Consider the following 25,264-nt stretch of genomic DNA (forward strand, 5'->3'; position numbering starts at 1 on the left):
GTATGCGGCGGCGAACTTGCCGAACTTACTTGTCGCTCTTGCCCTTTTTCAGCTGGTCGCGCTGCTGCACGTATTCCTGGTAGCTGGTCTGGTTGCGCTTGCGGCAGGCATTCCGGTCGTCAAAATTATTGAGGCTGTTGCAATACTCGCCGATCTTGTCCCGGTTTGCGTCATACAGTACTTCGCAGCCAGTGATGGCCAGCAAGAAGGGAATGATCAGATATTTCATTGCTACTCTCATGGATAGGGACGGGATTGCGCGAAAAAACACCAGATTGCCCACTGGATAAGCGGGCAGCTTTATCTTAACGCGATCTTGACGAAAAGTACAAGCGCTCGGTATTACTTAATGGAAAGGATTGCCTGCGCGCCCGCCACCGCATGCTATGGTGGCAGTTTCTCCCAACGGATTCGTACCAGGCATGCCGACCATTCCTCCCGCCCCCTGCGGCCCACTGCAGCAGCATTTCGACGCCTTGCTGCAAGACGTTTGCGCCAGCCTGGCTGCGCACGCCGGTAACTTGCTGGACGGCATATACCTGTATGGCAGCGTCGCCCGCGGCGACGCCACACCGGGCGTATCCGACCTCGATCTGACCCTGGTACTGCGCCATCCGCCCACGCAGCAGCAGGCCGGCGCGCTGGAAGCGCTGCGCCTGGCCTTGCAGGCGCGCCACCGGGAAGTCATGAAGATCGATTTCGATATCGGCCACCGGGCCCAGGTACTGGCGCCCGAACACCTGTACAGCTGGGGCTACTGGCTCAAGCACCAGTGCCGCTGCCTGTGGGGCGAAGACCTGGCGCGGCACTTTGCGCCGTTCGCGCCCTCGCGCGCCATTGCCCTGGCCGTGAATGGCGACTTTGCCCGCGTGCTGGACGAGTATGCGCAGCGCCTTGATGACGAGCGCGCCCCTGCCGTCATCGCCCGCCTGCAGCGCGAAGCGTCGCGCAAGCTGATCCGTTCCTGCAACACCCTGCGCCAGGATGGCGATCCAGGCTGGCCCGCCAGCCTGGACGAGCATGTCGCGCTGTTGCTGCGGCACTCTCCCGCCATGCAGGCGCCCATCGCGTATTTCCTGGCCCAGGCCAGGCCCGGTGCCGCGCCAGCCAGCGGTTTTACGCCAGCGCTGCGCCAGTTCACGCTGTGGCTGGCCCAGCAACAGACAAGCTAAACGCCCGGCTCCTCGTTCAACAAGGGATTATCCGCCGCAAACGCCGCCAGATGCTCGAGCAGCACGCGCACACGGGCCGGCAGGTAGCGCCGCTGCGTCCACACGGCATACACGTGGCGCGGCTGCGGCATCCAGTCGGGCAAGACGCGCACGAGGCTGCCCCGGGCCACTTCCTCTCGGCATTGCAAAAGCGGGCACAGCAGGATGCCGATGCCCGCGTCGGCCATCTCCACGGCCAGACGCATCTCGTTGACGCGCAGGCGCGCCTGCGGTTCGATCACCATTTCGGCGCCGTCGCCGGGCCGCCGCAGCCGCCAGCTGCGCAGCGGCTCGGCCACGATCAGCTCGTGCTTTTCCAATTCCTGCAAGTCGCGCGGCACGCCGGCGCGCGCCAGATAGCCGGGCGCGGCCACCATCACCAGCGCGGCACTACCCAGCCGGCGCTGCATCAGCGAGGAATCGTCGAGCGCGCCCACGCGGATGGCCAGGTCGGCGCCGCTGCCCACGAGGTCTTGCAGCAGGTTCGACAGTTCCAGCTCGAGGCGGATATCCGGATACTTCTGCATGAAACTGACCCAGGCCGGCGTCAGCAAGCCGCTGGCGAAGTTGACGGGCGCCAGCACGCGGATGCTGCCCGAAACGGCCGACAGGCTGGCGTCGAGCTGCTGCGTCGCTTGCCGCAAGGCATGCACCAGGGGGCGGCACTGCTCGTAGTATTGCCAGCCTTCCGCCGTCGGCTGCAGGCGGCGCGCGCTGCGGTTGAGCAAGCGGTAGCCGAGCTGGCTTTCCAGCTTTTGCAGCCGGCGCGTGACGGTCGCGGCAGGCAACTCTTCCTTCACGGCCGCCGCATGCAGGCTGCCCGCCTCGACAATGGCGACAAACAGGGCTAAGTCATCAAGCATGATTGCATTTTCGGAATTTGAAATTAAAAATATGCCTCTAGTATAGATTGCTGCAAGTCGTTACGCTGCCATATCCTCATATCTTGAAAGTGCGCCATGTCCGAAGCCCTGCGTTTGCGCTGTGTATTTGCCTTCCTGATGTCGCTGGTCATGACCCTGCTGATGAGCGCCTGGGTCACCTGGCTGAATATCGGCCTGCAGGCCGACTTCCTGCCCCGCTGGCGCCACGCGTTCTTTGCCGCCTGGCCCGTGGCCTTCTGCGCCGTGATGCTGTTCGCGCCCCGCGTTCAGTTGTTCAGCCGCACGATCGTGACCCGCCTGGCGCGCCCGGCGCCACGCTGCCCCGCCTGCCCGGCCGATGCGCCATGTGCGTGCGCCAGCCGCCCTTAACCGGCAGTCGACCAGCAACAGTATCACTCGGTCACTCCCGCCCACGGCCGCCCTGATCCGGGCTATGCTATGGCCGTCCTTGTTTTTACAGCGGAGTGCCCATGCTCGATCACGTTTCCCTCACCGTCAGCGACCTGGAGCGCGCCGAGCGCTTCTACGACGCCATCTTCGCCGCGCTGAACGTGCCCAAGGTGGGCAGCGACCATGCCAACGCCTGGATAGGCTACGGCGAGCGCAGCGATGCGGAGCATCCCGAGCGCAGCTATTTTTCCGTGCGCCTGGGTCCCAAGCCCGACGACGCGCCGCGCCGCCATTGCTGCTTCAAGGCCCCCTCGCGCGCGGCCGTGGAAGCATTCTGGCACGCGGGGCTGGCGCATGGCGGCATCGACCTGGGCGCGCCCGGCTTGCGCCACTATCACGCCAGCTATTACGCGGCCTTTTTGTTCGATCCGGACGGCAACCGCATCGAAGCCGTCTGCCATCGCGCCGACGCCGGCTGACAGGACGGTAAATCCGCCTCTGTTCGGCATTTCCACTTCGGCACGATTTGCCTATAATGGCTGGCAAGCCATACCGGTCCCCGGTCCGTGCACCAAGAAGGAGATTCATGCATCATCTATTCGTCGGCCGCCCCGCGCGCACCATGCTCCTCTCCAGCGCCGGCTTGCTGCTGGCAGGCTGTTTTTCCGGCTGCTCTCTGTTGCCATCGACCCCGGTCATGCCCGGCGTGCCGGCCACCGCCGCCCTGCCCGACGCCAGCATCGCCTACACCGTGAGCGGCCAGGGCGGCGTACCCGTCGTGTTCCAGTCGGCCATGGGCGACGGCAAGGACGTGTGGGCCAAGGTGGTGCCCGAAGTGGCCAGGCAGCACCGCGTGCTCGTGTACGACCGTCCCGGCTACGGCGAGAGTAAAAAGACCACCACGCCGCGCGATCCCTGCACCATTGCTGCCCAGCAGCGTGCCCTGCTGACGCAAGCGGGCTTGAAACCGCCGTATGTGCTGGTCGGCCATGGCTTGGGCGGGCTGTACCAGTACGTGTATGCCAGGCTGTACCCGCAGGACGTGGCCGGCCTGGTCTTGCTCGATCCCACGCACCCGCAGCAATGGAACCGCCTGCAGACGGACGCGTCCACCTACGCCATGCTCGTCAAGACGCGGCGCAAGCTGATGTTCAACAGTACGGAATCGGCCGAATTCGATGCGCAGACGCAGTGCCTGCAACATGTCGACATGAGCAGCCCGCTGCGCGTGCCCGCCATGCTGCTGGTGCGCGACAAGTTCGGCATCGAGGAAATGGGCTCGTTTGAAAACGTCGTGCGGGCCCAGGAAAAGGATTGGCAGCGCCTGTCCGGCGCGCCAGCCATCGAGCGCATCACGGGCGCCGGCTACTACATCCAGAAGGACAACCCCGTCATCGTCAACGAGGCGGTCAAGATGGTGGCGAAGAAGAAATAACAACGTAGGTCGGATTAGCGGCATGCCGCGTAATCCGACACCGCTACGGCCAACAATGTTGTCGGATTACGCGAGGCGGAGCCTCGCTAATCCGACCTACATCTTTTCAACCGTGCCTCATCAGCTGTTGAAACCCTTGCCCTCGCCCGCCAGTTTCACCAGCAGCGGCGCCGGCGTCCACGCTTCGCCGTGGCGGCCTTTCGCATAGCCGGCGATCGTATCGAGCACGTTTGGCAAGCCGACCGTGTCCGCGTAGAACATCGGACCGCCGCGGAACAGCGGGAAGCCGTAGCCCGTCAGATACACCATGTCGATGTCCGAGGCGCGCAGGGCGATGCCCTCTTCCAGGATGCGCGCGCCTTCATTGACGAGCGCATACACGAGGCGTTTGACGATTTCCTGGTCGCTGATCTTGCGCCGTGTCACCCCGATGTCGGCGGAATGCTGGACTATCATGGCGTTGACCTGTTCCGACGGATACGCCTTGCGGTCGCCCGGCTTGTAGTCATACCAGCCGGCGCCCGTCTTCTGGCCATAGCGCCCCAGTTCGCACAGCAGGTCGGCCGTCTTCGAATACGTCACTTCCGGTTTTTCCACATAGCGGCGCTTGCGGATGGCCCAGCCGATGTCGTTGCCGGCCAGGTCGCCCATGCGGAACGGGCCCATGGCGAAGCCGAATTTCTCGACCGCCTTGTCGACCTGTTCCGGCAGACAGCCTTCTTCCAGCAGGAAACCGGCCTGGCGGCTGTACTGCTCGATCATGCGGTTGCCGATGAAACCGTCGCACACGCCCGAGACGACGCCCGTCTTTTTCAGCTTTTTCGACAGCGCCAGCGCCGTGGCCAGCACGTCCTTGCCCGTTTCCTTGCCGCGGACGATTTCCAGCAGCTTCATGACGTTCGCGGGACTGAAAAAATGCGTGCCGATCACGTCTTGCGGGCGCTTGGTGAACGCGGCGATCTTGTCCAGGTCCAGGGTCGACGTGTTCGAGGCGAGGATGGCGCCCGGCTTCATGACGGCGTCCAGCTGCTTGAAGACGGTTTCCTTCACGCCCAGTTCCTCGAAGACGGCTTCGATGACGATGTCCGCCTGCGCAATGTCGGCGTAGGCCAGCGTGCCGCTAACGAGCGCGATGCGCTGCTCGGCCTTCTCTTGCGTCAGCTTGCCCTTCTTCACCGTGTTCTCGTAATTCTTGCGGATGGTGGCCAGGCCCTTGTCCAGCGCTTCCTGCTTCGTTTCCAGCAAGATGACGGGAATGCCCGCGTTGGCGAAATTCATGGCGATGCCACCACCCATGGTGCCGGCGCCGACGATGGCCGCGCTGGCGATCGTGCGCACGGGGGTATCGGACGGCACGTCCGGCACCTTGCTGGCGACGCGTTCGGCAAAGAAGGCGTGGCGCAGGGCTTTCGATTCGGGCGACTGCACCAGCTGCATGAACAGTTCACGCTCGTACTTCAAGCCTTCGTCGAATTTCATCGTCACGGCGGCCGCCACGGCATCGACGCATTTCAGCGGTGCGGGGAACGGGCCGGACATGGCTTTCACGGTATTGCGCGAAAACTGCAAAAACGCTTCGTGGTTCGGGTAATCGACCTTGCGCTCGCGCACTTTCGGCAGCGGGCGCACGTCGCCCACTTTGGTGGCGAAGGCCACGGCGGCGGCCAGCAAGTCCGCGCCGGGCGCGATGACTTCGTCGAACAGGGCCGTGCCGGCCAGTTTTTCGGACGCCACGGGCGTGCCGGAAACGATCATGTTCAGGGCCATTTCCAGGCCCAGCACGCGCGGCAGGCGCTGCGTGCCGCCCGCGCCCGGCAAGATGCCGAGTTTAACTTCCGGCAAGGCCATCTGCGCGCCCGGCGCGGCCACGCGGTAGTTGCAGCCCAGCGCCAGCTCCAGGCCGCCACCCATGCAGACGCTGTGGATGGCCGCCACGACCGGCTTGGTCGATTGCTCGACGACGTTGATCAGGGTGTGAAGAGTCGGTTCCGTGAGCGCCTTGGGCGAATTGAATTCCTTGATATCGGCGCCGCCCGAAAAGGCCTTGCCGGCGCCCGTGATGACGATGGCTTTGACGGACTCGTCCGCCAGCGCCTGGCGGATGCCGGCCACGGCGGCCGTGCGCGTGGCCAGGCCCAGTCCATTGACGGGCGGATTGGCGAGGGTAATGACGGCAACGGCGCCGTTCACTTGATATTCAGCACTCATGTCTCTTCCTTATTGATTTTGCTCAGCGATGAGGTGGTTGCAAGGGATGAAGCTTCACTATACCGCATAAAAGAACGCTCGTATTATTTTTGTCGTGGCGTGCCCGGCGCCAGCATGGTACGCCATGGTACAACATCGTTTGCGGAAAGATTCTGCTGCAAGCAGCAAGCTCCCGTAGAAGCTATCACTTGGATATTCATTTAAATAATAAAAGCACAATAATAATAACGGCGTTTTATTATGCAAAGTAAAGGGTTTGTTATATGCGGGCATGGGTCAATTACGACAGTTTTGACATTATTTATTTCCGCCCCTTGTTTTTCGCCAGATGCTGGGGAATAATCAAATTGTTGATTCAAATCAATACTCTACAATTTATCCACTAAAGGCAAACCGCAGGGCAAACACTGGCGGCCGTTGATCGCGCACATTCTCACCGATTATCACCAGATGTCGATCCATGCAATAACATCGCTGCCTTATATGGATAGCAGAAAAAATAATAACAGCAGCCTTATCGTTCCCATTCCTCTTCTCACCCCGAAGGAAATACTATGGACGCAGCCAGCCATGTCAGCCACTCCCAGGATCTGGACTTACAAGCGATAAATACTGCATTGAACCGTGTCCAGGCCGTCATCGAATTCGAACTCGACGGCACCATCCTGCATGCGAATGACAATTTCCTGCGCGTCCTCGGCTATACCCTGGACGAAGTGCAAGGCAAGCACCATGCCATCTTCTGCGACCCCGACTATGTGAAAACGGCCGAATACGCCACCTTCTGGGCCAAACTGGGACGTGGCGAGTTCGACCATGGCGAATACAAGCGCCGCGCCAAGGATGGGCGCGAAGTGTGGATCAATGCGTCCTACAATCCCATCCTCGATGCGGACGGCAAGCCGTATAAAGTCATCAAGTTTGCCACCGATATCACGGCCAGCAAGCGCCGCAACGCCGATTATGAAGGCAAGATCGACGCCATCAGCAAGGCCCAGGCTGTGATCGAGTTCCGGCTCGACGGCACCATCCTCGACGCCAACGACAATTTCCTCAAGTCCGTCGGCTACACGCTCGACGAGATCAAGGGCAAGCACCACCGCATGTTTTGCCTGCCCGACTACGCCAGGAGCGACGACTATGCGCAGTTCTGGCAGAAACTGGGGCAAGGCCAGTTCGACTCGGGCGAATACAAGCGCGTCACCAAGGACGGCCGCGAAATCTGGCTCAATGCCTCGTATAACCCCATTTTCGATGCGGAAGGCCGGCCCTTCAAGGTAGTCAAGTTCGCCAGCGACATCACGGCCCTGAAAATGCGCAATGCCGAATACGAAGGCAAGGTCAGCGCCATCGGCAAGGCGCAGGCCGTGATCGAATTCGACATGCACGGCAATGTGCTGGACGCAAACGACAATTTCCTCGCCGTCATGGACTACGACTTGAGCGATATCCAGGGCGAACACCACCGCATGTTTTGCGAGCCCGAGTACGCGAGCAGCCCCGAGTACAAGAAATTCTGGCAAAAGCTCAACCGCGGCGAATTCGACGCGGGCCGCTACAAGCGCCTGGGCAACCATGGCAAGGTAGTGTGGATACAGGCCACCTACAACCCCATCCTGGACCTGAACGGCAAGCCGTATAAAGTGGTCAAGTTCGCCATCGACATCACGGAACAGGTGAACCTGGAAAACAGTATCCAGTCCAAGGCCGCCAACGACAGCCGCAAGGTCAATGCCCTGCTTGAATCGGTGGCGCGCGCGGCGCAAGGCGACCTGACTTGCAATATCGTGCCCGAGGGCGACGAGCCGATCGACCTGCTCGCCGGCGGCATCAGCAAGATGATCGTCGACTTGCGCGGCGTGATCGGCAACGTGGTATCGGCCGCCAACGGCTTTGCCGACGCCTCGCACGCGATCGCCGAACGGGCCACGGGCGTGGCCGTGGGCACGCAGGCGCTGGGCGCCACGGTGGAAGAGATGAACGCGTCCATCGATGGTTTGACGTTCTCCATCAACTCCATCGCGGAAAACACCTCGAACGCCGATTTCCTGGCGAAAGCCACGCAGCAGGAAGCGGAAGCGGGCGCGCGCGCCGTCGCCAAGTCGATCGAGGCGATGGACTTGATCAACCGCTCGTCGGAAGACATCGGCGAAATCGTCAAGGTGATCAGCGAAATCGCCAACCAGACGAATATGCTGGCCTTCAATGCGGCCATCGAGGCGGCGCGCGCGGGCGAGCACGGCCTGGGCTTTTCCGTCGTTGCCGATGAGGTGCGCAAGCTGGCCGAGCGCTCCTCGCAGGCAACAAAAGAGATTTCCAAGCTGATCAACGAATCCGTCAAGCGCGTCTCGACGGGCAGCGAAATTTCGCGCCAGGCCAGCGACGCCTTCGACAAGATCGTCTCGGGCGTGGCGAAGACCACCCTGGCCATTTCCGATATCTCGAAGGCGGCCAATGAACAGCTGCTGACGGCGCGCGAAGTATCCACGGCCATCCAGTACATCGCCGAGGAAACGGAAAAGTCGGCCGCCAACTGCGACAGCATCGCCCGCTCGACGGATGGCTTGAACGAGCGCGCTGGCAGCCTGAACCAGACTGTCTCCGGCTTCGTGGTGTAAGCCATGAGCCACGCGGCCACCTTGACGCCCGAGGTGCTGACGACCCTGATCGCGCTGGTGCGCCAGCATACGGGCATCGCCATGACGGCGCGCAAGAGCGTCTTGCTGGAACGGCGCTTGCAGCCTCGGCTGCGGGCGCTGTCCCTGCACAGCTACCAGGCGTACCTGGAGCGCGTCAGCAGCGACCGCGACGAGGTGGCCCATTTCATCGACCTGGTGACCACCAACGACACCCTGTTCTTCCGCACGCCGTCCATCTGGGATTACTTCCGCGACCGCTACCTGCCCGCCTGGGCCCGCGCGCATCCGGACGGCTGCCTGTCCATCTGGTCGGCAGCGGCCGCCAGCGGCGAGGAGCTGTATTCAATCGCCATGCTGTGCGAGCAATTCAAGCTGCAAGCGCCCGCTTTCCGCTACCAGATCCTGGCCAGCGACATTTCGCAGCAAATCCTGGGCGCGGCGCGGGCCGGCCAGTACAGCGGCCGCTCCGTCGAACGCATCCGCCTGTCGCATCCGGACTTGCTGCGCAAATATTTCACGCCCTCGCCGCATGGCGTCAGGGTCAACGAGGAATTGCGGCAACACGTCAGCTTTGCCCAGCACAATCTGCTGGAAGCATTGCGCCCGGCGCGGCAGTTCGACCTGGTGTTCCTGCGCAATGTGCTGATCTATTTCGATGCCGAGCACCAGGAAACCGTGCTGCGCCAGGCACGGCTCAGCCTCAAGGACGAGGGCCGGCTGATCCTGGGCGAGTCGGAAACCATCGCCCGCCTCGGTACCGGCTATCAATTCGAGTTTCCCATGATTTATAAGGCGGGTAGCGCATGAACATCATCATCGATCCTAGCCTGCCGCTGCACCATGTTGGCATGGGGCAACTCAGCGTGGGCACGCATGGCGAGCAGCTGCAAGCCTTGCTCGGCTCCTGCATCGGCATCGGTTTCATCTGGAAGAATGGCCCCTGCTGCGGCCTGGCCCATTGCCTGCTGCCGGAAGCGCCGGGCACCGACAGCAGCCTGGGGGCACGCTATGTGAGCCAGGCCGTGCCCTCGCTGCTGCGGATGATGGGTGTGCGCCAGGCCGATTACGCCGATATCGAAGTGGTGCTGGCGGGCGGCGCCAGCATGTTTGGCCCGCGCAATGGGAGATTGCAAGTGGGCCGGCAAAATGCGGAAGCGGCGCAAAAATACCTGGACCAGTGCGGCTTGTCGGTGAGTTTTTGCGCGCTGGGCGGACGCCACGGGCGCCAGTTGCTGATCGATTGCGCCAACCACAGCTATGCCGTCACCGATGTGGTGGCGCAACCCGAATTAATTCCACGCAAGGAAGGCGCATATGGATATGCATGAAGCGACAGGCTTGCAAGCGCAGGCCCATGGAGAAACGGCCGCCGAGCTGTTCGGCTCCTTCCACCTGGGCGACGATGAATTCGCCCTGCCCGCCAGTTGCATCCGCGAAGTCGTCAATTACCCCGCGAAAGTCACGGCCCTGCCCCTGTCGCCCGCCTACCTGGAAGGCATGTTCACCCTGCGCGGCAGCGTCATTCCGGTGGTCAACCTGGGGCGCTTGTTCCGCGCCGATGCGCCGCGCGCCGTGGCCACGGACAAGATCGCCATCCTCGACTTCCAGCAAGTGCTGGTCGGTATCGTCTTCCAGGATACGGGTGAAATCCTGCGCGTGCCCGCCAGCGCCCGCAGCGCCCTGCAATATGCGGCCGGCGACAGCCACGCCGTCATCGCCGGCACGATCCTGCTCGACGGCGGTGCGCGCCTGCTGCAGGTACTCGATCCGCATGCCCTGCTGCGCATCGAAAACGTCCCCCATGTGCTGGCCCTGCAGGCGACGGGCGCCAAGCTGAGTTCGGCCCGCTACCATGCGCAAAGCGAACGCCGGCAGTGCGTCAGCTTCCATGCGGCCGGCGCCACGTTTGCCTTCGAAATGCTGGCCATCCAGGAAATCATCCGCGTGCCGGAACTGCACAGCTCCCTGCTGAACAGCGAACTGTGCCTCGGGCGCATGCATTTTCGCGGCAGCCAGGTGGCCGTCGTCGACTTCGGCGCCCTGCTGCAGGCGGCCGGGTCCGGCACGGCGGCGACCAGCGACCAGCGCATCATCGTCGTGCGCCTCGATGATACGACCGTGGGCTTCCTCGTCGACTCCGTCGACAGCATCGTGCATTTCTTTGGCGACGAGGTGCTGCCGATTCCCCTGCTGAGCAAGGCACGCGCCGCCATGTTTGCCGGCTGCATCACGAAAGAGGGTCTGGGCGACATCATTTTCCTCGACCACAAGGGCATCTTGTCGCAGGCGGAGATCGTCGAGATGCGCGACGGCCACGCGCGCCTGTACCCGACCGACACGGAAGCGGGCAGCGCCGCCACGCGCAAGGCGCAGCGCCGCGTCTACATCACGTTTACGGTGGAAACCCGCTTCGCCGTGGAAATCGGGCAAGTGCGCGAAATCATCGACTTCAGCGGCGCCATCACCACGCCACCGGGCATGCCGGCCTGCATGCGCGGCATGCTCAACCTGCGCCAGCAAATGATCAGCATCATCGACCTGCGCCAGTTGTACGCCATGCCGCGGCTGGCGGACACGGGCGCCGGCAAGATTTTGATCGTGGAACGGGGCGCCGAGCGCTACGGCTTTCTCGTCGACCATGTCGACAACATCATGACCATCTCCGACAGCCAGCGCTTTGCGGCGCCGCAAATCATCCGCACGGGAGAGCATGACGACTTGCGCAGCGAAATGGATGAAATGATCGATATCGGCACGGATGCGCAGCGCCAGACCCTGTCCGTCTTCCAGTGCGACCATCTGCTGGAAAAGCTGGGCTCGGCGCTGCCGCAGGCGGCGTAAGTTTTTTTACAAGCCCGGCAACTTGTGCCCCTTGAACTGGTCACGCAGCTTGTTCTTCTGGATCTTGCCCGTGGCGCCCATGGGCAAGGCGTCGATGAACAGCACGTCGTCGGGCGTCCACCACTTGGCGATCTTGCCTTCAAAAAATTGCAACAGCGCTTCGCGCGTGACCGTCATGCCGGGGCGCAGCACCACGACGAGCACGGGACGCTCGTCCCATTTCGGGTGGAACACGCCGATGCAGGCCGCCTGCAGCACGGCCGGGTGCGCCATGGCCAGGTTTTCCAGGTCGATGGTGCCGATCCACTCGCCACCCGACTTGATCACGTCCTTGCTGCGGTCCGTGATCTGCATGTAGCCATCCGCATCGATGGTGGCCACGTCGCCCGTGGGGAACCAGCCATCCTGCAGCACCTCGCCGCCCTCGTTCTTGTAATAGGAGGAAATGATCCACGGCCCCTTGACCAGCAGATGGCCGTAGGCCAAGCCATCCCACGGCAATTCCTTGCCGTCGTCATCGACGATCTTCATGTCCACGCCGTAAATGGCATGGCCCTGCTTGTGCAGGATATCGCGCTGCGCTTCCTTGTCCATGGCAAGGTGCTTGGTCTGCAAGCCGCCCGTGGTGCCCAACGGCGACATTTCCGTCATGCCCCAGCCATGGATGACTTCCACGTCGAACTTGTCGATCAGGGTATCCATCATGGCCGGCGGGCACGCCGCGCCGCCGATCACCGTGCGGCGGAAGGTGGAAAATTTCAGGTCATTCTGCAAGGCATAGTTCAGCAGGCCCAGCCAGACCGTGGGTACGCCGGCCGAGAAGGTCACTTTTTCCGATTCGAACAGTTCGTATAGCGACTTGCCGTCCAGCGCCGCGCCGGGAAACACCATGCGCGCGCCAGACAGCAGCACGGAATACGGCAAGCCCCAGGCGTTCACGTGGAACATGGGCACGACGGGCAGGACCGTGTCGGTGGCGCGCACGTTCAGTGCGCTGGGCATGGCCGAAGCATACGCGTGCAGCACGGTCGAGCGGTGCGAATACAGCGCGCCCTTGGGGTTGCCCGTCGTGCCCGAGGTATAGCACAGGGCGGCGGCCGAGTTTTCATCGAACACGGGCCATGTATACTCGTCGGAATGCGTGTCGATCAGGTCTTCATAGCACAGCAGGTCGGGAATGCTGCTGCTGGCGGGCATGCGGTCGCGGTCGCACATCAGCACGAAATGGCGCACGAAGGTGCAGTCGGCGGCGATCTTTTCCACCACGGGCAGGAAGGTCAGGTCGAACAGCAGCACCTGGTCTTCCGCGTGGTTCGAGATGTAGGCGATCTGCTCGGGAAACAAACGCGGATTGATGGTGTGCAGCACGGCGCCCGAGCCGGACACGGCATAGTACGCTTCCAGGTGACGGTAGCCATTCCAGGCGAGGGTGGCGACCCGGTCGCCCATGCCTATGCCCAGGCCGTGCAAGGCATTCGCCAGGCGCCGCGTGCGCTGGTGGCAATCGCGGTAGGTATAACGGTGCAGATCGCCTTCCACCCGGCGCGACACGATTTCGCCGCAGCCATAATGACGCGCTGCAAACTCGATAATGCTGGAAATCAGCAGGGGCTGATTCATCATCTGGCCCATCACTGGACTCAAGGGAAATGCCGACATCGTGTCTCCTGGTTTGGATACTCGGTTATTGTTGGAAGTTAAAGATTTTCCTTAGTTTCGTACGGTCGTGCGGAAATCGTCAACGCATTTCGATATTGCATTGCAGCATGGAATTTTTGATTCCGTTTTTTGCCGCATTGCTCCCCACGACAGCGCCCGCCACGCGCCCTGGCGCTGTGCGGTAAAATCGCATTCCAGGCTGGCGCACCTTGCCGGTCCATCTTACTGACTGGAATTGCCATCACCGCTCATACCTTACCACTGGATAATGCCTTTGCGGCCTTGCCGCCCGCGTTCTATACGCGCTTGATGCCCACGCCCCTGCCCGCCCCATATTTCGTGGCCGCCAGCGCACCAGCCGCAGCCCTCATCGGCCTCGATGCCGCGCGCCTGGCCGATCCCGACTATGTGGCGCTGCTGAGCGGCAATACGGTTGCCGAGCGTTCACTGCCCCTGTCGGCCGTGTATTCGGGCCACCAGTTCGGCGTCTGGGCTGGCCAGCTGGGCGATGGCCGCGCCATCCTGCTGGGCGACATCGCCACCGAACACGGTCCGATGGAACTGCAGCTGAAAGGCGCCGGCGCCACGCCGTATTCACGCATGGGCGATGGCCGCGCCGTGCTGCGCTCGTCCATCCGCGAATTCCTGTGCTCGGAAGCCATGGCGGCGCTGGGCATTCCCACCTCGCGCGCGCTGTCCATCATGGGTTCGCAGCAAGGCATCATGCGCGAAACCGTCGAGACTGCAGCCGTCGTGACGCGCATGGCACCCAGCTTTGTGCGCTTCGGCTCGTTCGAACACTGGTTTTACCGCAAGAAGCCGGAAGAGCTGAAAATCCTTGCCGATTACATCATCGACGGTTTTTATCCCCATTTGCGCGCTGCATCAAATCCATATCAAGCCTTGCTGTCCGAAGTCTGCGTGCGTACGGCGCACATGATTGCGCAATGGCAAGCCGTGGGCTTCATGCATGGCGTCATGAACACGGACAATATGTCGATCCTGGGCTTGACGCTCGATTACGGCCCCTTCGGCTTCATGGAAGCGTTCGATGCCGAGCACATCTGCAACCATACGGACCAGCAGGGCCGCTATTCCTACGCCAACCAGCCACAGGTGGGCCACTGGAACTGCTATGCGCTGGGCCAGGCCCTGCTGCCGCTGATCGGTGAAGTGGCCGAGGCGCAGGCGGCGCTGGACAGCTATCAGCCCGCGTTCGCGGACAAGATGAATGCCTTGCTGCGCGCCAAGCTGGGTTTGCGCACGCAACACGACGACGATACGCAACTGTTCGACGGCATGTTTGCCCTGATGCAAGCCAACCACGTGGATTTCACCAACTTTTTCCGCGCGCTGGCGACACTGAAAATAGCCGCTCCCGAGCACGACACCGTGCTGCGCGACATGTTCATCGACCGCCCCGCCTTCGATACGTGGGCAGCGGCGTACCGCGCGCGCCTGCTGCAGGAGCACAGCGTTGATGCCGAACGGCAAGCGGCAATGAACCAGGTTAACCCGAAATACGTGCTGCGCAACTACCTGGCGCAAGTGGCCATCGAGAAAGCCCAGCAGCACGATTACACGGAAGTGGCGAAATTGCTGGAAGTTTTGCAAAAGCCATTTGACGAACAGCCCGAACACCAGCACTATGCGGCCCTGCCGCCCGACTGGGCCAGCCACCTTGAAGTCAGTTGCTCATCCTGAGGAGTCATTATGACCACCAATAAAGTCAAAAAAACCGACGCCGAATGGCGCGCCATGCTCGACTCGATGCAATACGAAGTCACGCGCCACGCGGCCACGGAACGGGCCTTCACGGGCAAGTTCTGGGACCACCATGAACACGGCATCTACACCTGCGTCTGCTGCAACACGCCCTTGTTTGCCTCGGACACGAAGTTCGACTCGGGCTGCGGCTGGCCCAGCTATTTCCAGGCGCTCGACCCGGCGAATGTGACGGAAATCGTCGACCGCAGCCACGGCATGCTGCGCACGGAAATCGTCTGCGCCGTCTGCGACGCCCACCTGGGCCACGTCTTCCCGGACGGCCCGCCACCGACCGGCTTGCGCTATTGCATCAATTCGGCCTCCTTGCGCTTCGATCCGCAGCCTTGATCTGGCAATGGCTTGGGCGTTGCTCCTAAGCCATTCCTAAGATGATTCTAATAAGACCAGTGTAAAGTCTCGCCATGAAATTTCTATTCGACCTATTCCCCCTGATCGCCTTCTTTGCCGCTTTTAAACTGGGCGGCATGTATGAAGCGGCCACGCACGATTTCGTGCAGCAATATTTGTCCGGCTTCGTGTCTGGCGGCCTGATCAAGGCCGACCAGGCGCCGTGGATACTTGCCACCCTCGTCGGCATCGTCGCCACGGCTTGCCAGGTCAGCTATCTGCTGCTGCGCGGGCGCAAAGTGGACGGCATGCTGTGGCTGTCGCTGTTCATCTTTGTCGTGTTCGGCGGCGCCAGCATTTACCTGCATGACGATTTCTTCCTGAAATGGAAGCCGACCCTGATCTACTGGCTGTCCGGCCTGGCCCTCCTGATCGCCTACGTGGGTTTCAAGAAAAACCTGATCCGCAAGACCATGGAAGCGCAAGTGCAGTTGCCTGATGCCGTCTGGAACCAGTTGCTGGCCGCATGGATCATTTTCTTTGGCGCCATCGGCGCACTGAACCTGTTCGTCGCCTTCGTGCTGTACAAGGGCGACATGGCCGCCTGGGTCAGCTTCAAGGCGTTTGGCGCGACGGGCATATTCTTTGCCTTCATCGTGGCGCAAACCCTGTTCCTGGCCAAACATATCAAGGAAGACGCATGATGAGCTCCACCACCGAAAACACCGCGCCGGAAACGCGCATGCAGCGCATTCGTACCCGCCTGGAAACGGCACTTTCCCCTCTGGAATGCGTGCTGGAAGACGACTCGGCACGCCACCGGGGCCATGCGGGCGCCGCCTCCGGCGGAGGCCATTACAATCTGCGGATTATTTCTAGTCAATTTGAGGGGCTCAGGCTCGTCATGCGCCATCGACTGGTGTATGATTCCGTGCACGATATGATGCATAATGAGATACATGCATTGGCGATTGTGGCACTGGCGCCATCCGAAGTAGTGTAAGGATGGCGTTTTTGGCGTACCGGGGCAACTTGGTATGCCGTTTGCCGCAAGCGCCATGCACGCGTTTTCTTTCCATGCGTTTTTTACGAAACTTTCCCTAACAGGATTTAATAATGACTTTTAAGCCAGCCCGCTTGCTGATCGCACTACTCGCCGTTGTCGCGGTACCTGTTTTTGCGCAAAATGTTGCCGTTGTTAATGGCAAGCCTATCCCATCGTCGCGCGTTGATGCAGTCGTCAAGCAAGTCGTCGCCCAAGGCCAGCAACCGGATTCGCCGCAATTGCGCGAAATGATCAAGAAGGACTTGATCGGCCGTGAAGTGCTGATGCAAGAAGCGGAAAACAAAGGTTTCGGTAAAGATGCAGCCGTCAAGCAGCAAATCGAGAACGCACGCCAGGCCATCGTCATCAACGCCCTGGTCGGCGACTACCTGAAAAAGAATCCCGTCAACGACGCTGAAATCAAGGCGGAATACGACCGCTTCGTGGCCCAGACCGGCGACAAGGAATACCACGTGCGCCACATCCTGGTCGGCACTGAAGCTGAAGCGAAAGACATCATCGCCAAGCTGAAAGGCGGCGCCAAGTTCGAAGACCTGGCCAAGCAATCGAAAGATAGCGGTTCGGCCGACAACGGCGGCGACCTGGACTGGGCAGCGCCATCGTCCTTCCCGAAAGTGTTCTCCGACGCCTTCGTGAAACTGCAAAAAGGCCAGGTTACCGACACCCCGGTGCAAACGCCTAACGGTTTCCACGTGATCAAGCTGGACGACACCCGCGCGGCAAAACTGCCTACCCTGGAAGAAGTCAAGCCACAGATCGCCGAAGCGCTGCAGCAAAAGAAATTGCAAGCGTATCAGGAAGAAATGATCAAAAAAGCGAAAGTTCAATAAGAACTGACCTCCCCGGCGCCCTTTTCGGCGCCGGTCGTGTATTCTGCGCCTGAACGCGAACTGCACGGCAGTCGCGATCTCTTGTATCAGTTTTTGTAAATTTATTAGGAATGAACATGATTTTGAAGCCAGCCCGCCTGATCTTAGCCCTGGTCGCCGTTGTAGCGATCCCTGCGTTCGCGCAAAACGTGGCCACCGTGAATGGCAAGGCCATCCCATCGTCGCGCGTTGACCAGGTCGTCAAACAAGTCGTCGCCCAAGGCAAACAAGCTGATTCGCCGCAATTGCGCGAAGCCATCAAGAAAGACCTGATCGGCCGCGAAGTGCTGATCCAGGAAGCCGACAAGCAAGGCTACGGCACCCGTCCGGAAGTCAAGTCGCAGATCGACAATGCCCGTCAAAGCATCATCATCAACGCCCTGCTGGCCGACTACGTCAAGAAAAACCCCGTCAAGGACGCTGAAATCAAGGCCGAGTACGACAAGTTCAAGGCACAAGCCGGCGACAAGGAATACCATGCACGCCACATCCTGGTCGCCACCGAAGCCGAAGCGAAAGACATCATCGCCAAGCTGAAAGGCGGCGCCAAGTTCGAAGAACTGGCCAAAGTATCGAAAGACGGTTCCGCAGCCAATGGCGGCGACCTGGACTGGGCTAGCCCAGCTTCGTACGTGAAGCCATTCTCCGACGCCATGGTTGCCCTGAAACCAGGCCAGGTCACGCAAACGCCAGTGCAATCACAATTCGGCTTCCACGTGATCAAGCTGGAAGAAACCCGTCCGACGAAGTTGCCGGCACTGGAAGAAGTCAAGGGTCAAGTGGCCGAGTCGCTGCAACAGAAGAAACTCGCCGCCTACCGCGACGAACTGATGAAGAAAGCCAAAATCCAATAAAAACGCCTGATATAAGCTACTGCGCGTCGCGCTTTGCGGCCTGCGATGCTCACCGTGCTCCAGCACGGTTGCGCGTCTCGGCCACAAATCGCTGCCGCTCGCTACGGTTCTATCAGCCGTTTGGATGGCTGAACAAGAGCGCTCTTCGGGGCGCTTTTTTTACGTCTGAAAAAAGCGAGATGCGATGGATTTACATGCAGAACTGAAGGCCGCGCTGGAAGCGGCCGCCGAACCGGGCCGTGCGGCACCCATGCAGGCCTACATGCGCGAGCAGTTCATCTTCCTGGGCGTGGCCGCACCGCAGCGGCGGATGGCCGCCAAGGGCCTGCTGGCAGGTTTGAAGGGCATCGATCCCGCAACGCTGCTGGATCACGCGCAACGGCTGTGGCAGCAGCCGGAACGCGAATACCAGCACGTGGCGCTCGACATGCTGGCCCTGCACTGGCGCCAGCTGGGCATCGAGCACATCCCCGCCCTGCTTGGCCTGGCGCGCCAGCGCGCGTGGTGGGACAGCGTGGACGGCATGGCGGGCATTGTCGGCGACGTGCTGCAGGCGGAGCACCTGCGCGGCGGCGATGGCCATGCGCACATGGACGCGGCCTTGCGCCATGACGATTTCTGGCTGCGCCGCATCGCCATGCTGCACCAGCTGGGCTGGCGCGCCGACACGGATGCGGCCTGGCTATTCGGCGCGGCGCTGGCGCTGGCCCACGAAAACGAGTTTTTCATCCGCAAGGCCATCGGCTGGGCCTTGCGCGATTACGCGCGCCACGCGCCCGAGGCCGTGACGGCGTTTGCCAACGCGCACCGCCAGATGCTCTCTCCCCTCAGCCGCCGCGAAGCGCTGAAGCACCAGCCACGCTGAAGGCCGAGCCGCCCAGCAGGCGCAGCGCGGCGTCGATGCGCGGCGCCGCATCCCAGGACGGCACGGGCGCCAGCAAGTCCAGCGCCATCTGGCGCAGCGGCTCGGCGATCACCATGGCCAGCAGCAAGCCGGCCAGTTCCTTCCCATCGTGCAGCACCAGATGGCCGCGCGCGGCCTGGCGCTGCAGCCACTCGGCCAGCAGGGCCGTGCCCCGCTCGATGCCGTTGCGCTGATACACGGCCAGCAGATCGGCGCGGGCGGGAAACTCCGTGCACAGCAAACGGAACAGGCCCACGGCGTCCGCCGTCAGCACGCGCGCCGCCATCGCCTGCAAGATCTCTTTCAATAAAGGCAGCACTTCGCCAGGCGCGGCCGCATCCTGCGCCATGGCCGGCAGGAAGGCATCCGTCCAGCCGCGCACCACCAGGGCGACGAGTTCCTCGCGGTTGGCCGCATATTGATACAGTGACTTCTTTGCCATCCCTGCGTGGCGCGCCACCGCTTCCATGGTCGTGGCCGCATAGCCTTCGTGCAGCAGCAGCCAGGTGGCGGCCTGCACGGCCGCCTCGCGCGCTTCCTCCGGCGGGCGCGCCGGACGGCCCCGTCCACGCACAGCCTTGCTCTCTTCTTCCCGCATGCCCGCTCCAAGCTTGATCGATAGGCGATTTTACACTGAATTCAATTTTGGAAACGCTGAACGTTTCTTTAATATATAATTGTTTTACCCAAACAACGGAGAATGACATGACGCAGCATATTCAATTCCCATGGAACATCACCGACACGGGCGACTTGCTCGACCCGTTTCCCCTGCACCTGGAAACGGGCATCACGCGCCTGCAAGACGGTTGCCTGCTGGTGGCGGCGCGCACGGAACTGCACGGCTGCAGCGGGCGCATGCTGGACTGGTGGTTTACGTTTTTCGAGACGACACAGCACATCAAGTGGTGGCACCCGCACGATCACGTGGCCCATCACGGCTGGAACGGCGCGTGGAAAAAGGGAGAGAGTTACTACGGCGCCTCGATCGAGGCAGTGGAATCCCTGGGCGACATTCCGCCCGTGAAAGCCAAGCTGAAGTTCCATGATCCGAAAGAGGTGTTCGATGCGGAGCAACTGCGCCGCGCACAGGACAGCGGCGCCCTGTCGGCCGCCGTCTGCGCGCGCATCGGATTCGGCGACCACGTGCAGCTGGACCCGCATGGCGATCCGCTCGACGGCGAAATGCTGCACCTGGCGCGCGACACGCCCACGGGCTGCGTGCTGCGCAGCCGCTTCCTGCTGGGGCGCAACAGCCTCAACCCCGTGCGCGACGTGCCCGACGTGCTGGGCCTGAACTTGCTGCGCCATTGCTACAGCGAATTTACCTATCTGTCGCGCTTTCTGCCGTCGCTGTACTACGGCGAACACGCCAACGGAGAGCAAGCGCCGCTGCCGTGGTAAAGCGCCGCATCACAGCCGCTTGTGCATGCGCGCCAGCGGCAGCTTGATGTCATCGGGCAAGTCCAGGTGAAACTCTTCCGTGACGGCAAAGCCGCTGGCCAGGTACAGCGGCACGCCGGGCAAGGTGGCGGCCAGTTCCAGGGCGGTAAAGCCGGCGGACAGCGCCTGGCGCTCGCAATGGCGCATCAGCATGCTGCCCAGGCCCTGGCGCGCGGCCGCTGGTTCCACAAAAAAGGCGCGGATGCGGCCCGGCTGGCTGGCCGGATCGAGCAGCGGGTCCGGCCCGCTCTTGGCGCGGTCGGCGCCATACAGGGTGGCGCGCTGGCTCCATCCGCCGCAGGCCAGCATGGCGCCATCGCGTTCGATCACGAAATACGTCCGGTCGGCAACGAGTTGCGTATCGACGCCGAACACATGGCGCGTCACGGACTCGGCCTGTTCCTGCGTATAAAACCCCGCGCTCAGTTCCACGCCGGAACGGGCGATCAGCGCATTCATTTGCGGCACATCGGCCGGCAGCGCCACGCGCAGGCGCGTCAACGCGCCAAAGCCGAACCAGGCACGGCTGATGTGACCGTGCTCCACTTCATATGTCGCCACCAGTTCCTGCGCCGATACGCCATCGTCCGTGTCGCCATGGACGATTTCATGGTCGATCACCAGCTCGCCGCAGGCGATGCGGTTCAGCAACTGCGCGCGCGGTTTGCTGGCGGCGAAGCGGGCCGTGAAGCGGGGACCGATTTGCGCGCTGCCCTGAGCCAGCAAGGTATCGGGATGCTGGAATTGCTGCGCGTCATCAGCATAGATGGCCAGCAAGGCCGGCACGTCGTGTGCGTTATAGGCATCCAGTTGTGCCTGGACCACCGCCGTGGCCGAAATGAGTGTATCGTTGGCAAGCGCCATGCATGCACCTGTTGTGATGTGGTTGGAAAGTTGCAAAGCGTAACACTGTCGCTCCTGTCGCGGCGCGGTTTGCTGCGATAATTGTAAGATTCGTTATCAGATTCACCGCAAGAGACATCTTGCGGCGTCACCAATCAATCGCAAATCGCAGCAGGAGTAGATATCATGAAATGGGAAGGCAATCGCGAAAGCGACAATGTGGAAGATCGCCGTGGCGAAGACGGTGGTGGCGGCGGCGGGGGCGGCTTTGGTTTTGGCGGGCGCTCGATCGGCATCGGCACCATCGTCATCGCCCTCGTCGGCTCGTATGTGCTGGGCGTCAATCCCTTGACCTTGCTGAATCTGCTCAGCGGCGGTGGCGGCCAGGTCAGCACCCAGCAAAGCCAGGCACCGGCGCGCCAGCCGCCCGAATCGGACGAGATGGCCCGCTTCGTGAAAACCGTGCTGGCCGATACGGAAGACACGTGGGGCGCCCTGTTCAAGGCCGAGGGCGGCAGCTATGTGAAACCCAAGCTGGTGCTGTTTTCCGGCAGCACGCCGACCGCTTGCGGCACGGGCCAGAGCGCCAGCGGTCCCTTCTACTGCCCCGGCGACCAGAAAGTCTACCTGGATCTCGATTTCTTCAATCTGATGCAGCAGCGCTTCAAGGTCTCGGGTGAATTCGCCGAGGCGTATGTGATCGCCCATGAAGTGGGCCACCACGTGCAAAACCTGCTGGGCTTGTCCGAGAAGGTCGACAAGGCGCGCCGCACGCAATCGGAGCGCCAGGCCAACGCCATGTCCGTGCGCCTGGAATTGCAGGCCGACTGCTTTGCCGGCGTGTGGGCGTATCACGCGAACGCCGACCGCAATATCCTGGAACAGGGCGACGTGGAAGCGGCCCTGAAAGCAGCCACGGCCATTGGCGACGATGCGCTGCAGCGCCAGTCGCAAGGCCATGTCGTGCCGGACTCGTTTACGCATGGCACCTCGGAGCAGCGCGTGCGCTGGTTTACCAAAGGCATCGAAAGCGGCCAGATTTCCCAGTGCAATACGTTCGAGGCACGCCAGTTGTAGTGCCACCACGCATGCCGCCCTGGGGGCCGGCATGCGTATCCATCAGGGCACAGTGACGTCGTAGCGCTTGCCCAGTCTTTTCAGTTCGCCCGTCTCGATCAGGTTATTCAGCTCCTGGTCGAACTGCAGGCGCAGCTTGTCGAAGGTGGGCGAGCGGGGGAAGGCGAAATAGCCGTTTTGCAGTTCTATTACTTTGGGCAATGGTTTCACCTGGCGTCCATAGCCGAGGCGCGCAATCACGGGATCGGTGTTGCGGCGGTTGCTGACAAACACGTCGACGTGGTTGTGCACCAGCATCTTCAAGCCATTTTCCACATTGTTGGCCACGCTGACCTGCAAGCCGGGCCGCACGCGCTCCCAGTCCGCGCCGTAGGCCCAGCCATTGAGCAGCACCACCCGGCGGTTCTTCAGCGCCGCGTAGTCGCCATCCCAGCCGAAGCTGGCATCCTGGCGCGTATAGAAGACCATCTGGTCCTGGTAGAACGGCTTGTCGGAAAACGCCATGCTGGCGATACGCTCGGGCGTCTTGTAGGGGCCGATCAGGATATCGGCCTGGCCCTGCACCAGCATGGCTTGCGCGCGCGCCCACGGCACCATGCGAAAACGCACGGTGTTACCCGTGCGCGCCGCCATCAGGCGCAGCAGTTCCGCGCCCAGGCCGCCGTATTCACCGCTGTCCTGGTACTCGAACACGCGCTCGAACTGCGCCCCCACAGCCAGCAGCTCGCGCGCCTGCAGCGGCGCGGCGAATGCCGGCCACAGCAGCGCCAAGGCCAGCAGGCGCCGCCCTGCTCCGTTCATCAGCCGACGATGCGCAAGGAGTAATCGGTGGCCCGCACATCCTTGGTCAGGCTGCCGATCGAGATGCGGTCCACGCCCGTTTCGGCAATGGCGCGCACGGTGTCGAAATTGATGCCGCCGGATGCTTCCAGCAAGGCGCGGCCTTTGGTGATGGCCACGGCCTCGCGCATCATGTCGTTGCTGAAGTTATCGAGCAAGACGGAGACGGCGCCCGCATCCAGCGCTTCCTGCAATTGCGCCAGGGTTTCCACCTCGATCTGCACGGGCACGCCCGCGTCGAGATTGCGGGCGTTTTCCAGGGCCTGGCTGACGCCGCCCGCGGCCGCGATATGGTTTTCCTTGATCAGGATGCCGTCGTACAGGGCCAGGCGCTGGTTCTTGCCGCCACCGACGCGAACCGCATACTTTTGCGCCAGGCGCAGGCCAGGCAAGGTCTTGCGCGTATCTAAAATGGACGCCCTGGTGCCGGCGATCACGTCGACATACTGGCGCGTGGCCGTGGCCACGGCCGACAGCAGTTGCAGGAAATTGAGGGCGCTGCGCTCGGCCGTGAGCAAGGCGCGCGCAGGCGCTTCGATGGTGCAGACGACGCTGTCGGCCGTCATCATGTCGCCTTCGGCGTAATGCCAGACGATGTCGATGCTGCGGTCCAGGCTTTTCATGATGCCTTCGAACCAAGGGGCGCCGCACAGCACGGCTGCTTCGCGCACGATGACACGGGCCGTGACGATGTGGTCAGGCGGCACCAGCTCGCCCGTCAGGTCGCACTGGCCCACGTCTTCCAGCAAGGCGGCCAGCAAATTGCCTTCGAATGCGCGCGCCAGGGCGGGATCGAAGGGAGCGAAAGAATTAACGAGGGTACTCATGCTGGACCGATTCCTTGGAACAATGTGGTTTCTTTTGCCAGGTCCGCGCCTGGCTTGAGGCCCGCCTTCTTGGCGGCGGCAAAATCGAGCATGCGGTTGATCGAGCGCACGGCCAGCTGGCCGACGGCAGGATCGACGTGGATTTCGTTGTGCATGTTTTCCAGCGTTTCGGCCAGGTTCAGCAAGCCATTCATGGCCATCCACGGGCAATGCGCGCAGCTTTTGCAGGTGGCGCTGTTGCCGGCCGTGGGCGCTTCGATGAAACGCTTGCCCGGCGCGGCCGCACGCATCTTGTGCAGGATGCCGTTGTCGGTGGCGACAATAAACGTGTCCGTGTCCATGGTTTGCGCTGCCGCAATCATTTGCGACGTGGAACCCACCATGTCGGCCAGCGCCACCACATTCGCGGGCGACTCCGGATGCACGAGCACTTTGGCTTGCGGATACTCTTCCTTGAGCAAATCGAGTTCGATGCCCTTGAATTCGTCGTGCACGAGGCAGCTGCCCTGCCACAGCAGCATGTCGGCGCCCGTTTGCTTCTGGATATACGAGCCCAGGTGCTTGTCGGGTGCCCACAGGATTTTCTTGCCCTGCGCATGCAGGTGGGCAACAATGTCGAGGCCGATGGACGACGTCACCATCCAGTCCGCGCGCGCCTTGACGGCCGCGCTGGTGTTGGCGTAGACGACGACCGTGCGGTCCGGATGGGCGTCGCAGAAGGCCGTGAATTCGTCCACCGGGCAGCCGAGATCGAGCGAACAGGTCGCGTCGAGGTCGGGCATCAAGACCGTTTTTTCGGGACTGAGGATTTTCGCCGTTTCGCCCATGAAACGCACACCGGCCACGACCAGGGTCTTGGCCGGATGGTCGCGCCCGAAGCGGGCCATTTCCAGGGAATCGGAGACGCAGCCGCCCGTGGCTTCCGCCAGGTCTTGCAGGTCGGCATCAACGTAATAGTGGGCAACGAGCACGGCTTCGCGCTCGATCAGCAGGCGCTTGATGCGCGTGATCAGTTCGGCTTTTTCAGCCGGGGAAGGCGTCGCTGGCGTGCGTGCCCAGGCGTGGGCAGTGCAGCTGGCTCCGTCTTGTGGATGTTCGTACTCGACGGATTTGATGGCTAAAGTTTGCATGGCTGTGTCAAACAAAAACGGGATAGACC

At 62.0% G+C, this 25,264-nt stretch carries 26 protein-coding genes; 17 read left to right on the forward strand and 9 right to left on the reverse strand.

Features of this window, described 5'->3' with window-relative positions; genetic code table 11:
- Window positions 1-25: 25 nt before the first annotated feature.
- The gene (locus BLT98_RS01880) at window positions 26-229 is read right to left on the reverse strand and encodes a hypothetical protein (protein WP_034784610.1); all 204 of its coding nucleotides are present in this window, start codon (window positions 227-229) and stop codon (window positions 26-28) included.
- A gap of 193 nt (window positions 230-422) precedes the next feature.
- Here BLT98_RS01880 and BLT98_RS01885 point away from each other — a divergent pair, with 193 nt between their 5' ends.
- A complete protein-coding gene (locus BLT98_RS01885) occupies window positions 423-1,172 on the forward strand; it encodes a nucleotidyltransferase domain-containing protein (protein WP_092604984.1) in 750 nt (249 codons plus the stop codon).
- On the opposite strand, the gene BLT98_RS01890 is transcribed toward BLT98_RS01885, so the two are convergent.
- Window positions 1,169-2,074 carry a LysR family transcriptional regulator gene (locus BLT98_RS01890; RefSeq protein WP_092604985.1) on the reverse strand — a complete coding sequence of 302 codons (906 nt, stop codon included), beginning with the start codon at window positions 2,072-2,074 and terminating at the stop codon, window positions 1,169-1,171. The genes BLT98_RS01885 and BLT98_RS01890 overlap by 4 nt on opposite strands.
- Window positions 2,075-2,170: 96 nt before the next feature.
- Here BLT98_RS01890 and BLT98_RS01895 point away from each other — a divergent pair, with 96 nt between their 5' ends.
- The 3 genes from BLT98_RS01895 to BLT98_RS01905 all read left to right on the forward strand — a co-directional run bounded on the left by BLT98_RS01895 (window position 2,171) and on the right by BLT98_RS01905 (window position 3,920).
- Window positions 2,171-2,464 (forward strand): DUF2798 domain-containing protein, encoded by a 294-nt coding sequence (locus tag BLT98_RS01895; RefSeq protein WP_092604986.1) that lies wholly within the window; start codon window positions 2,171-2,173, stop codon window positions 2,462-2,464.
- A 101-nt stretch (window positions 2,465-2,565) separates the two neighbouring features.
- Window positions 2,566-2,964, forward strand: a complete 399-nt coding sequence (locus BLT98_RS01900) for a VOC family protein (RefSeq protein ID WP_092604987.1) — start codon at window positions 2,566-2,568, stop codon at window positions 2,962-2,964.
- Between the two features lie 107 nt (window positions 2,965-3,071).
- The gene (locus BLT98_RS01905) at window positions 3,072-3,920 is read left to right on the forward strand and encodes an alpha/beta fold hydrolase (protein ID WP_170846258.1); all 849 of its coding nucleotides are present in this window, start codon (window positions 3,072-3,074) and stop codon (window positions 3,918-3,920) included.
- 120 nt (window positions 3,921-4,040) lie between these two features.
- Here BLT98_RS01905 and BLT98_RS01910 read toward each other — a convergent pair whose 3' ends face one another.
- Window positions 4,041-6,128: a 3-hydroxyacyl-CoA dehydrogenase NAD-binding domain-containing protein gene (locus tag BLT98_RS01910; protein WP_092604989.1), complete on the reverse strand. Its 2,088-nt coding sequence runs from the start codon at window positions 6,126-6,128 to the stop codon at window positions 4,041-4,043.
- Window positions 6,129-6,745: 617 nt separating this feature from the next.
- Here BLT98_RS01910 and BLT98_RS01915 point away from each other — a divergent pair.
- Genes BLT98_RS01915 through BLT98_RS01930 form a run of 4 tightly spaced genes read left to right on the forward strand, consistent with a single transcriptional unit; the run spans window position 6,746 to window position 11,608 of the window.
- The gene (locus tag BLT98_RS01915) at window positions 6,746-8,746 is read left to right on the forward strand and encodes a methyl-accepting chemotaxis protein (RefSeq protein ID WP_244517348.1); all 2,001 of its coding nucleotides are present in this window, start codon (window positions 6,746-6,748) and stop codon (window positions 8,744-8,746) included.
- 3 nt (window positions 8,747-8,749) lie between these two features.
- A complete protein-coding gene (locus tag BLT98_RS01920; RefSeq protein WP_070259470.1) occupies window positions 8,750-9,574 on the forward strand; it encodes a CheR family methyltransferase in 825 nt (274 codons plus the stop codon).
- Window positions 9,571-10,095 carry a chemotaxis protein CheD gene (locus BLT98_RS01925; RefSeq protein WP_052140344.1) on the forward strand — a complete coding sequence of 175 codons (525 nt, stop codon included), beginning with the start codon at window positions 9,571-9,573 and terminating at the stop codon, window positions 10,093-10,095. The genes BLT98_RS01920 and BLT98_RS01925 overlap by 4 nt, the downstream gene beginning before the upstream one ends.
- Window positions 10,082-11,608 (forward strand): chemotaxis protein CheW, encoded by a 1,527-nt coding sequence (locus BLT98_RS01930; protein ID WP_244517349.1) that lies wholly within the window; start codon window positions 10,082-10,084, stop codon window positions 11,606-11,608. The genes BLT98_RS01925 and BLT98_RS01930 overlap by 14 nt, the downstream gene beginning before the upstream one ends.
- A 6-nt stretch (window positions 11,609-11,614) precedes the next feature.
- On the opposite strand, the gene BLT98_RS01935 is transcribed toward BLT98_RS01930, so the two are convergent.
- Window positions 11,615-13,267: a 3-(methylthio)propionyl-CoA ligase gene (locus BLT98_RS01935; RefSeq protein WP_092604991.1), complete on the reverse strand. Its 1,653-nt coding sequence runs from the start codon at window positions 13,265-13,267 to the stop codon at window positions 11,615-11,617.
- Between the two features lie 261 nt (window positions 13,268-13,528).
- On the opposite strand from BLT98_RS01935, the gene BLT98_RS01940 reads away from it, so the two are divergent.
- From BLT98_RS01940 to BLT98_RS01970, 7 genes are all read left to right on the forward strand, one after another.
- The gene (locus tag BLT98_RS01940; RefSeq protein ID WP_092606765.1) at window positions 13,529-14,971 is read left to right on the forward strand and encodes a protein adenylyltransferase SelO; all 1,443 of its coding nucleotides are present in this window, start codon (window positions 13,529-13,531) and stop codon (window positions 14,969-14,971) included.
- A gap of 9 nt (window positions 14,972-14,980) precedes the next feature.
- On the forward strand, window positions 14,981-15,382 hold the full coding sequence (gene msrB, locus BLT98_RS01945) for a peptide-methionine (R)-S-oxide reductase MsrB (RefSeq protein ID WP_034784618.1): 402 nt from the start codon (window positions 14,981-14,983) through the stop codon (window positions 15,380-15,382).
- Window positions 15,383-15,456: 74 nt separating this feature from the next.
- Window positions 15,457-16,086, forward strand: coding sequence for a septation protein A (locus BLT98_RS01950; protein ID WP_034784619.1), 630 nt, complete (start codon window positions 15,457-15,459; stop codon window positions 16,084-16,086).
- Window positions 16,083-16,385, forward strand: coding sequence for a BolA family protein (locus tag BLT98_RS01955; protein WP_225317325.1), 303 nt, complete (start codon window positions 16,083-16,085; stop codon window positions 16,383-16,385). The genes BLT98_RS01950 and BLT98_RS01955 overlap by 4 nt, the downstream gene beginning before the upstream one ends.
- A gap of 113 nt (window positions 16,386-16,498) precedes the next feature.
- Window positions 16,499-17,278 carry a peptidylprolyl isomerase gene (locus tag BLT98_RS01960; RefSeq protein WP_034784620.1) on the forward strand — a complete coding sequence of 260 codons (780 nt, stop codon included), beginning with the start codon at window positions 16,499-16,501 and terminating at the stop codon, window positions 17,276-17,278.
- A gap of 116 nt (window positions 17,279-17,394) precedes the next feature.
- Entirely contained in the window at window positions 17,395-18,171 is a 777-nt protein-coding gene (locus BLT98_RS01965) for a peptidylprolyl isomerase (protein WP_034756072.1), read from the forward strand.
- A gap of 184 nt (window positions 18,172-18,355) precedes the next feature.
- Window positions 18,356-19,036 (forward strand): DNA alkylation repair protein, encoded by a 681-nt coding sequence (locus tag BLT98_RS01970; protein WP_092604992.1) that lies wholly within the window; start codon window positions 18,356-18,358, stop codon window positions 19,034-19,036.
- Here the strand turns inward: BLT98_RS01970 and BLT98_RS01975 are convergent.
- Window positions 18,999-19,673, reverse strand: coding sequence for a TetR/AcrR family transcriptional regulator (locus BLT98_RS01975; protein WP_092604993.1), 675 nt, complete (start codon window positions 19,671-19,673; stop codon window positions 18,999-19,001). The two genes, BLT98_RS01970 and BLT98_RS01975, sit on opposite strands and share 38 nt — an antisense overlap.
- 107 nt (window positions 19,674-19,780) lie before the next feature.
- On the opposite strand from BLT98_RS01975, the gene BLT98_RS01980 reads away from it, so the two are divergent.
- Window positions 19,781-20,479 (forward strand): DAPG hydrolase family protein, encoded by a 699-nt coding sequence (locus tag BLT98_RS01980; RefSeq protein WP_092604994.1) that lies wholly within the window; start codon window positions 19,781-19,783, stop codon window positions 20,477-20,479.
- A 9-nt stretch (window positions 20,480-20,488) separates the two neighbouring features.
- On the opposite strand, the gene BLT98_RS01985 is transcribed toward BLT98_RS01980, so the two are convergent.
- On the reverse strand, window positions 20,489-21,382 hold the full coding sequence (locus tag BLT98_RS01985; RefSeq protein WP_092604995.1) for a GNAT family N-acetyltransferase: 894 nt from the start codon (window positions 21,380-21,382) through the stop codon (window positions 20,489-20,491).
- 165 nt (window positions 21,383-21,547) lie between these two features.
- Between BLT98_RS01985 and BLT98_RS01990 the strand changes: the two genes are divergently transcribed.
- The gene (locus BLT98_RS01990) at window positions 21,548-22,438 is read left to right on the forward strand and encodes a KPN_02809 family neutral zinc metallopeptidase (protein WP_092604996.1); all 891 of its coding nucleotides are present in this window, start codon (window positions 21,548-21,550) and stop codon (window positions 22,436-22,438) included.
- 42 nt (window positions 22,439-22,480) lie between these two features.
- On the opposite strand, the gene BLT98_RS01995 is transcribed toward BLT98_RS01990, so the two are convergent.
- From BLT98_RS01995 to nadA, 3 genes are read right to left on the reverse strand one after another with little or no spacing between them, the layout of a single operon-like run.
- Window positions 22,481-23,239, reverse strand: coding sequence for a substrate-binding periplasmic protein (locus tag BLT98_RS01995; RefSeq protein ID WP_092604997.1), 759 nt, complete (start codon window positions 23,237-23,239; stop codon window positions 22,481-22,483).
- Window positions 23,239-24,105 (reverse strand): carboxylating nicotinate-nucleotide diphosphorylase, encoded by an 867-nt coding sequence (nadC, locus tag BLT98_RS02000; RefSeq protein ID WP_092604998.1) that lies wholly within the window; start codon window positions 24,103-24,105, stop codon window positions 23,239-23,241. Before nadC ends, BLT98_RS01995 begins: the two co-directional genes overlap by 1 nt.
- Complete coding sequence (gene nadA / locus BLT98_RS02005; protein ID WP_092604999.1) at window positions 24,102-25,235, reverse strand: quinolinate synthase NadA; 1,134 nt, start codon at window positions 25,233-25,235, stop codon at window positions 24,102-24,104. Before nadA ends, nadC begins: the two co-directional genes overlap by 4 nt.
- Window positions 25,236-25,264: the final 29 nt, after the last annotated feature.

The organism is Janthinobacterium sp. YR213 (assembly GCF_900099875.1).
Lineage (GTDB): Bacteria > Pseudomonadota > Gammaproteobacteria > Burkholderiales > Burkholderiaceae_D > Janthinobacterium > Janthinobacterium lividum.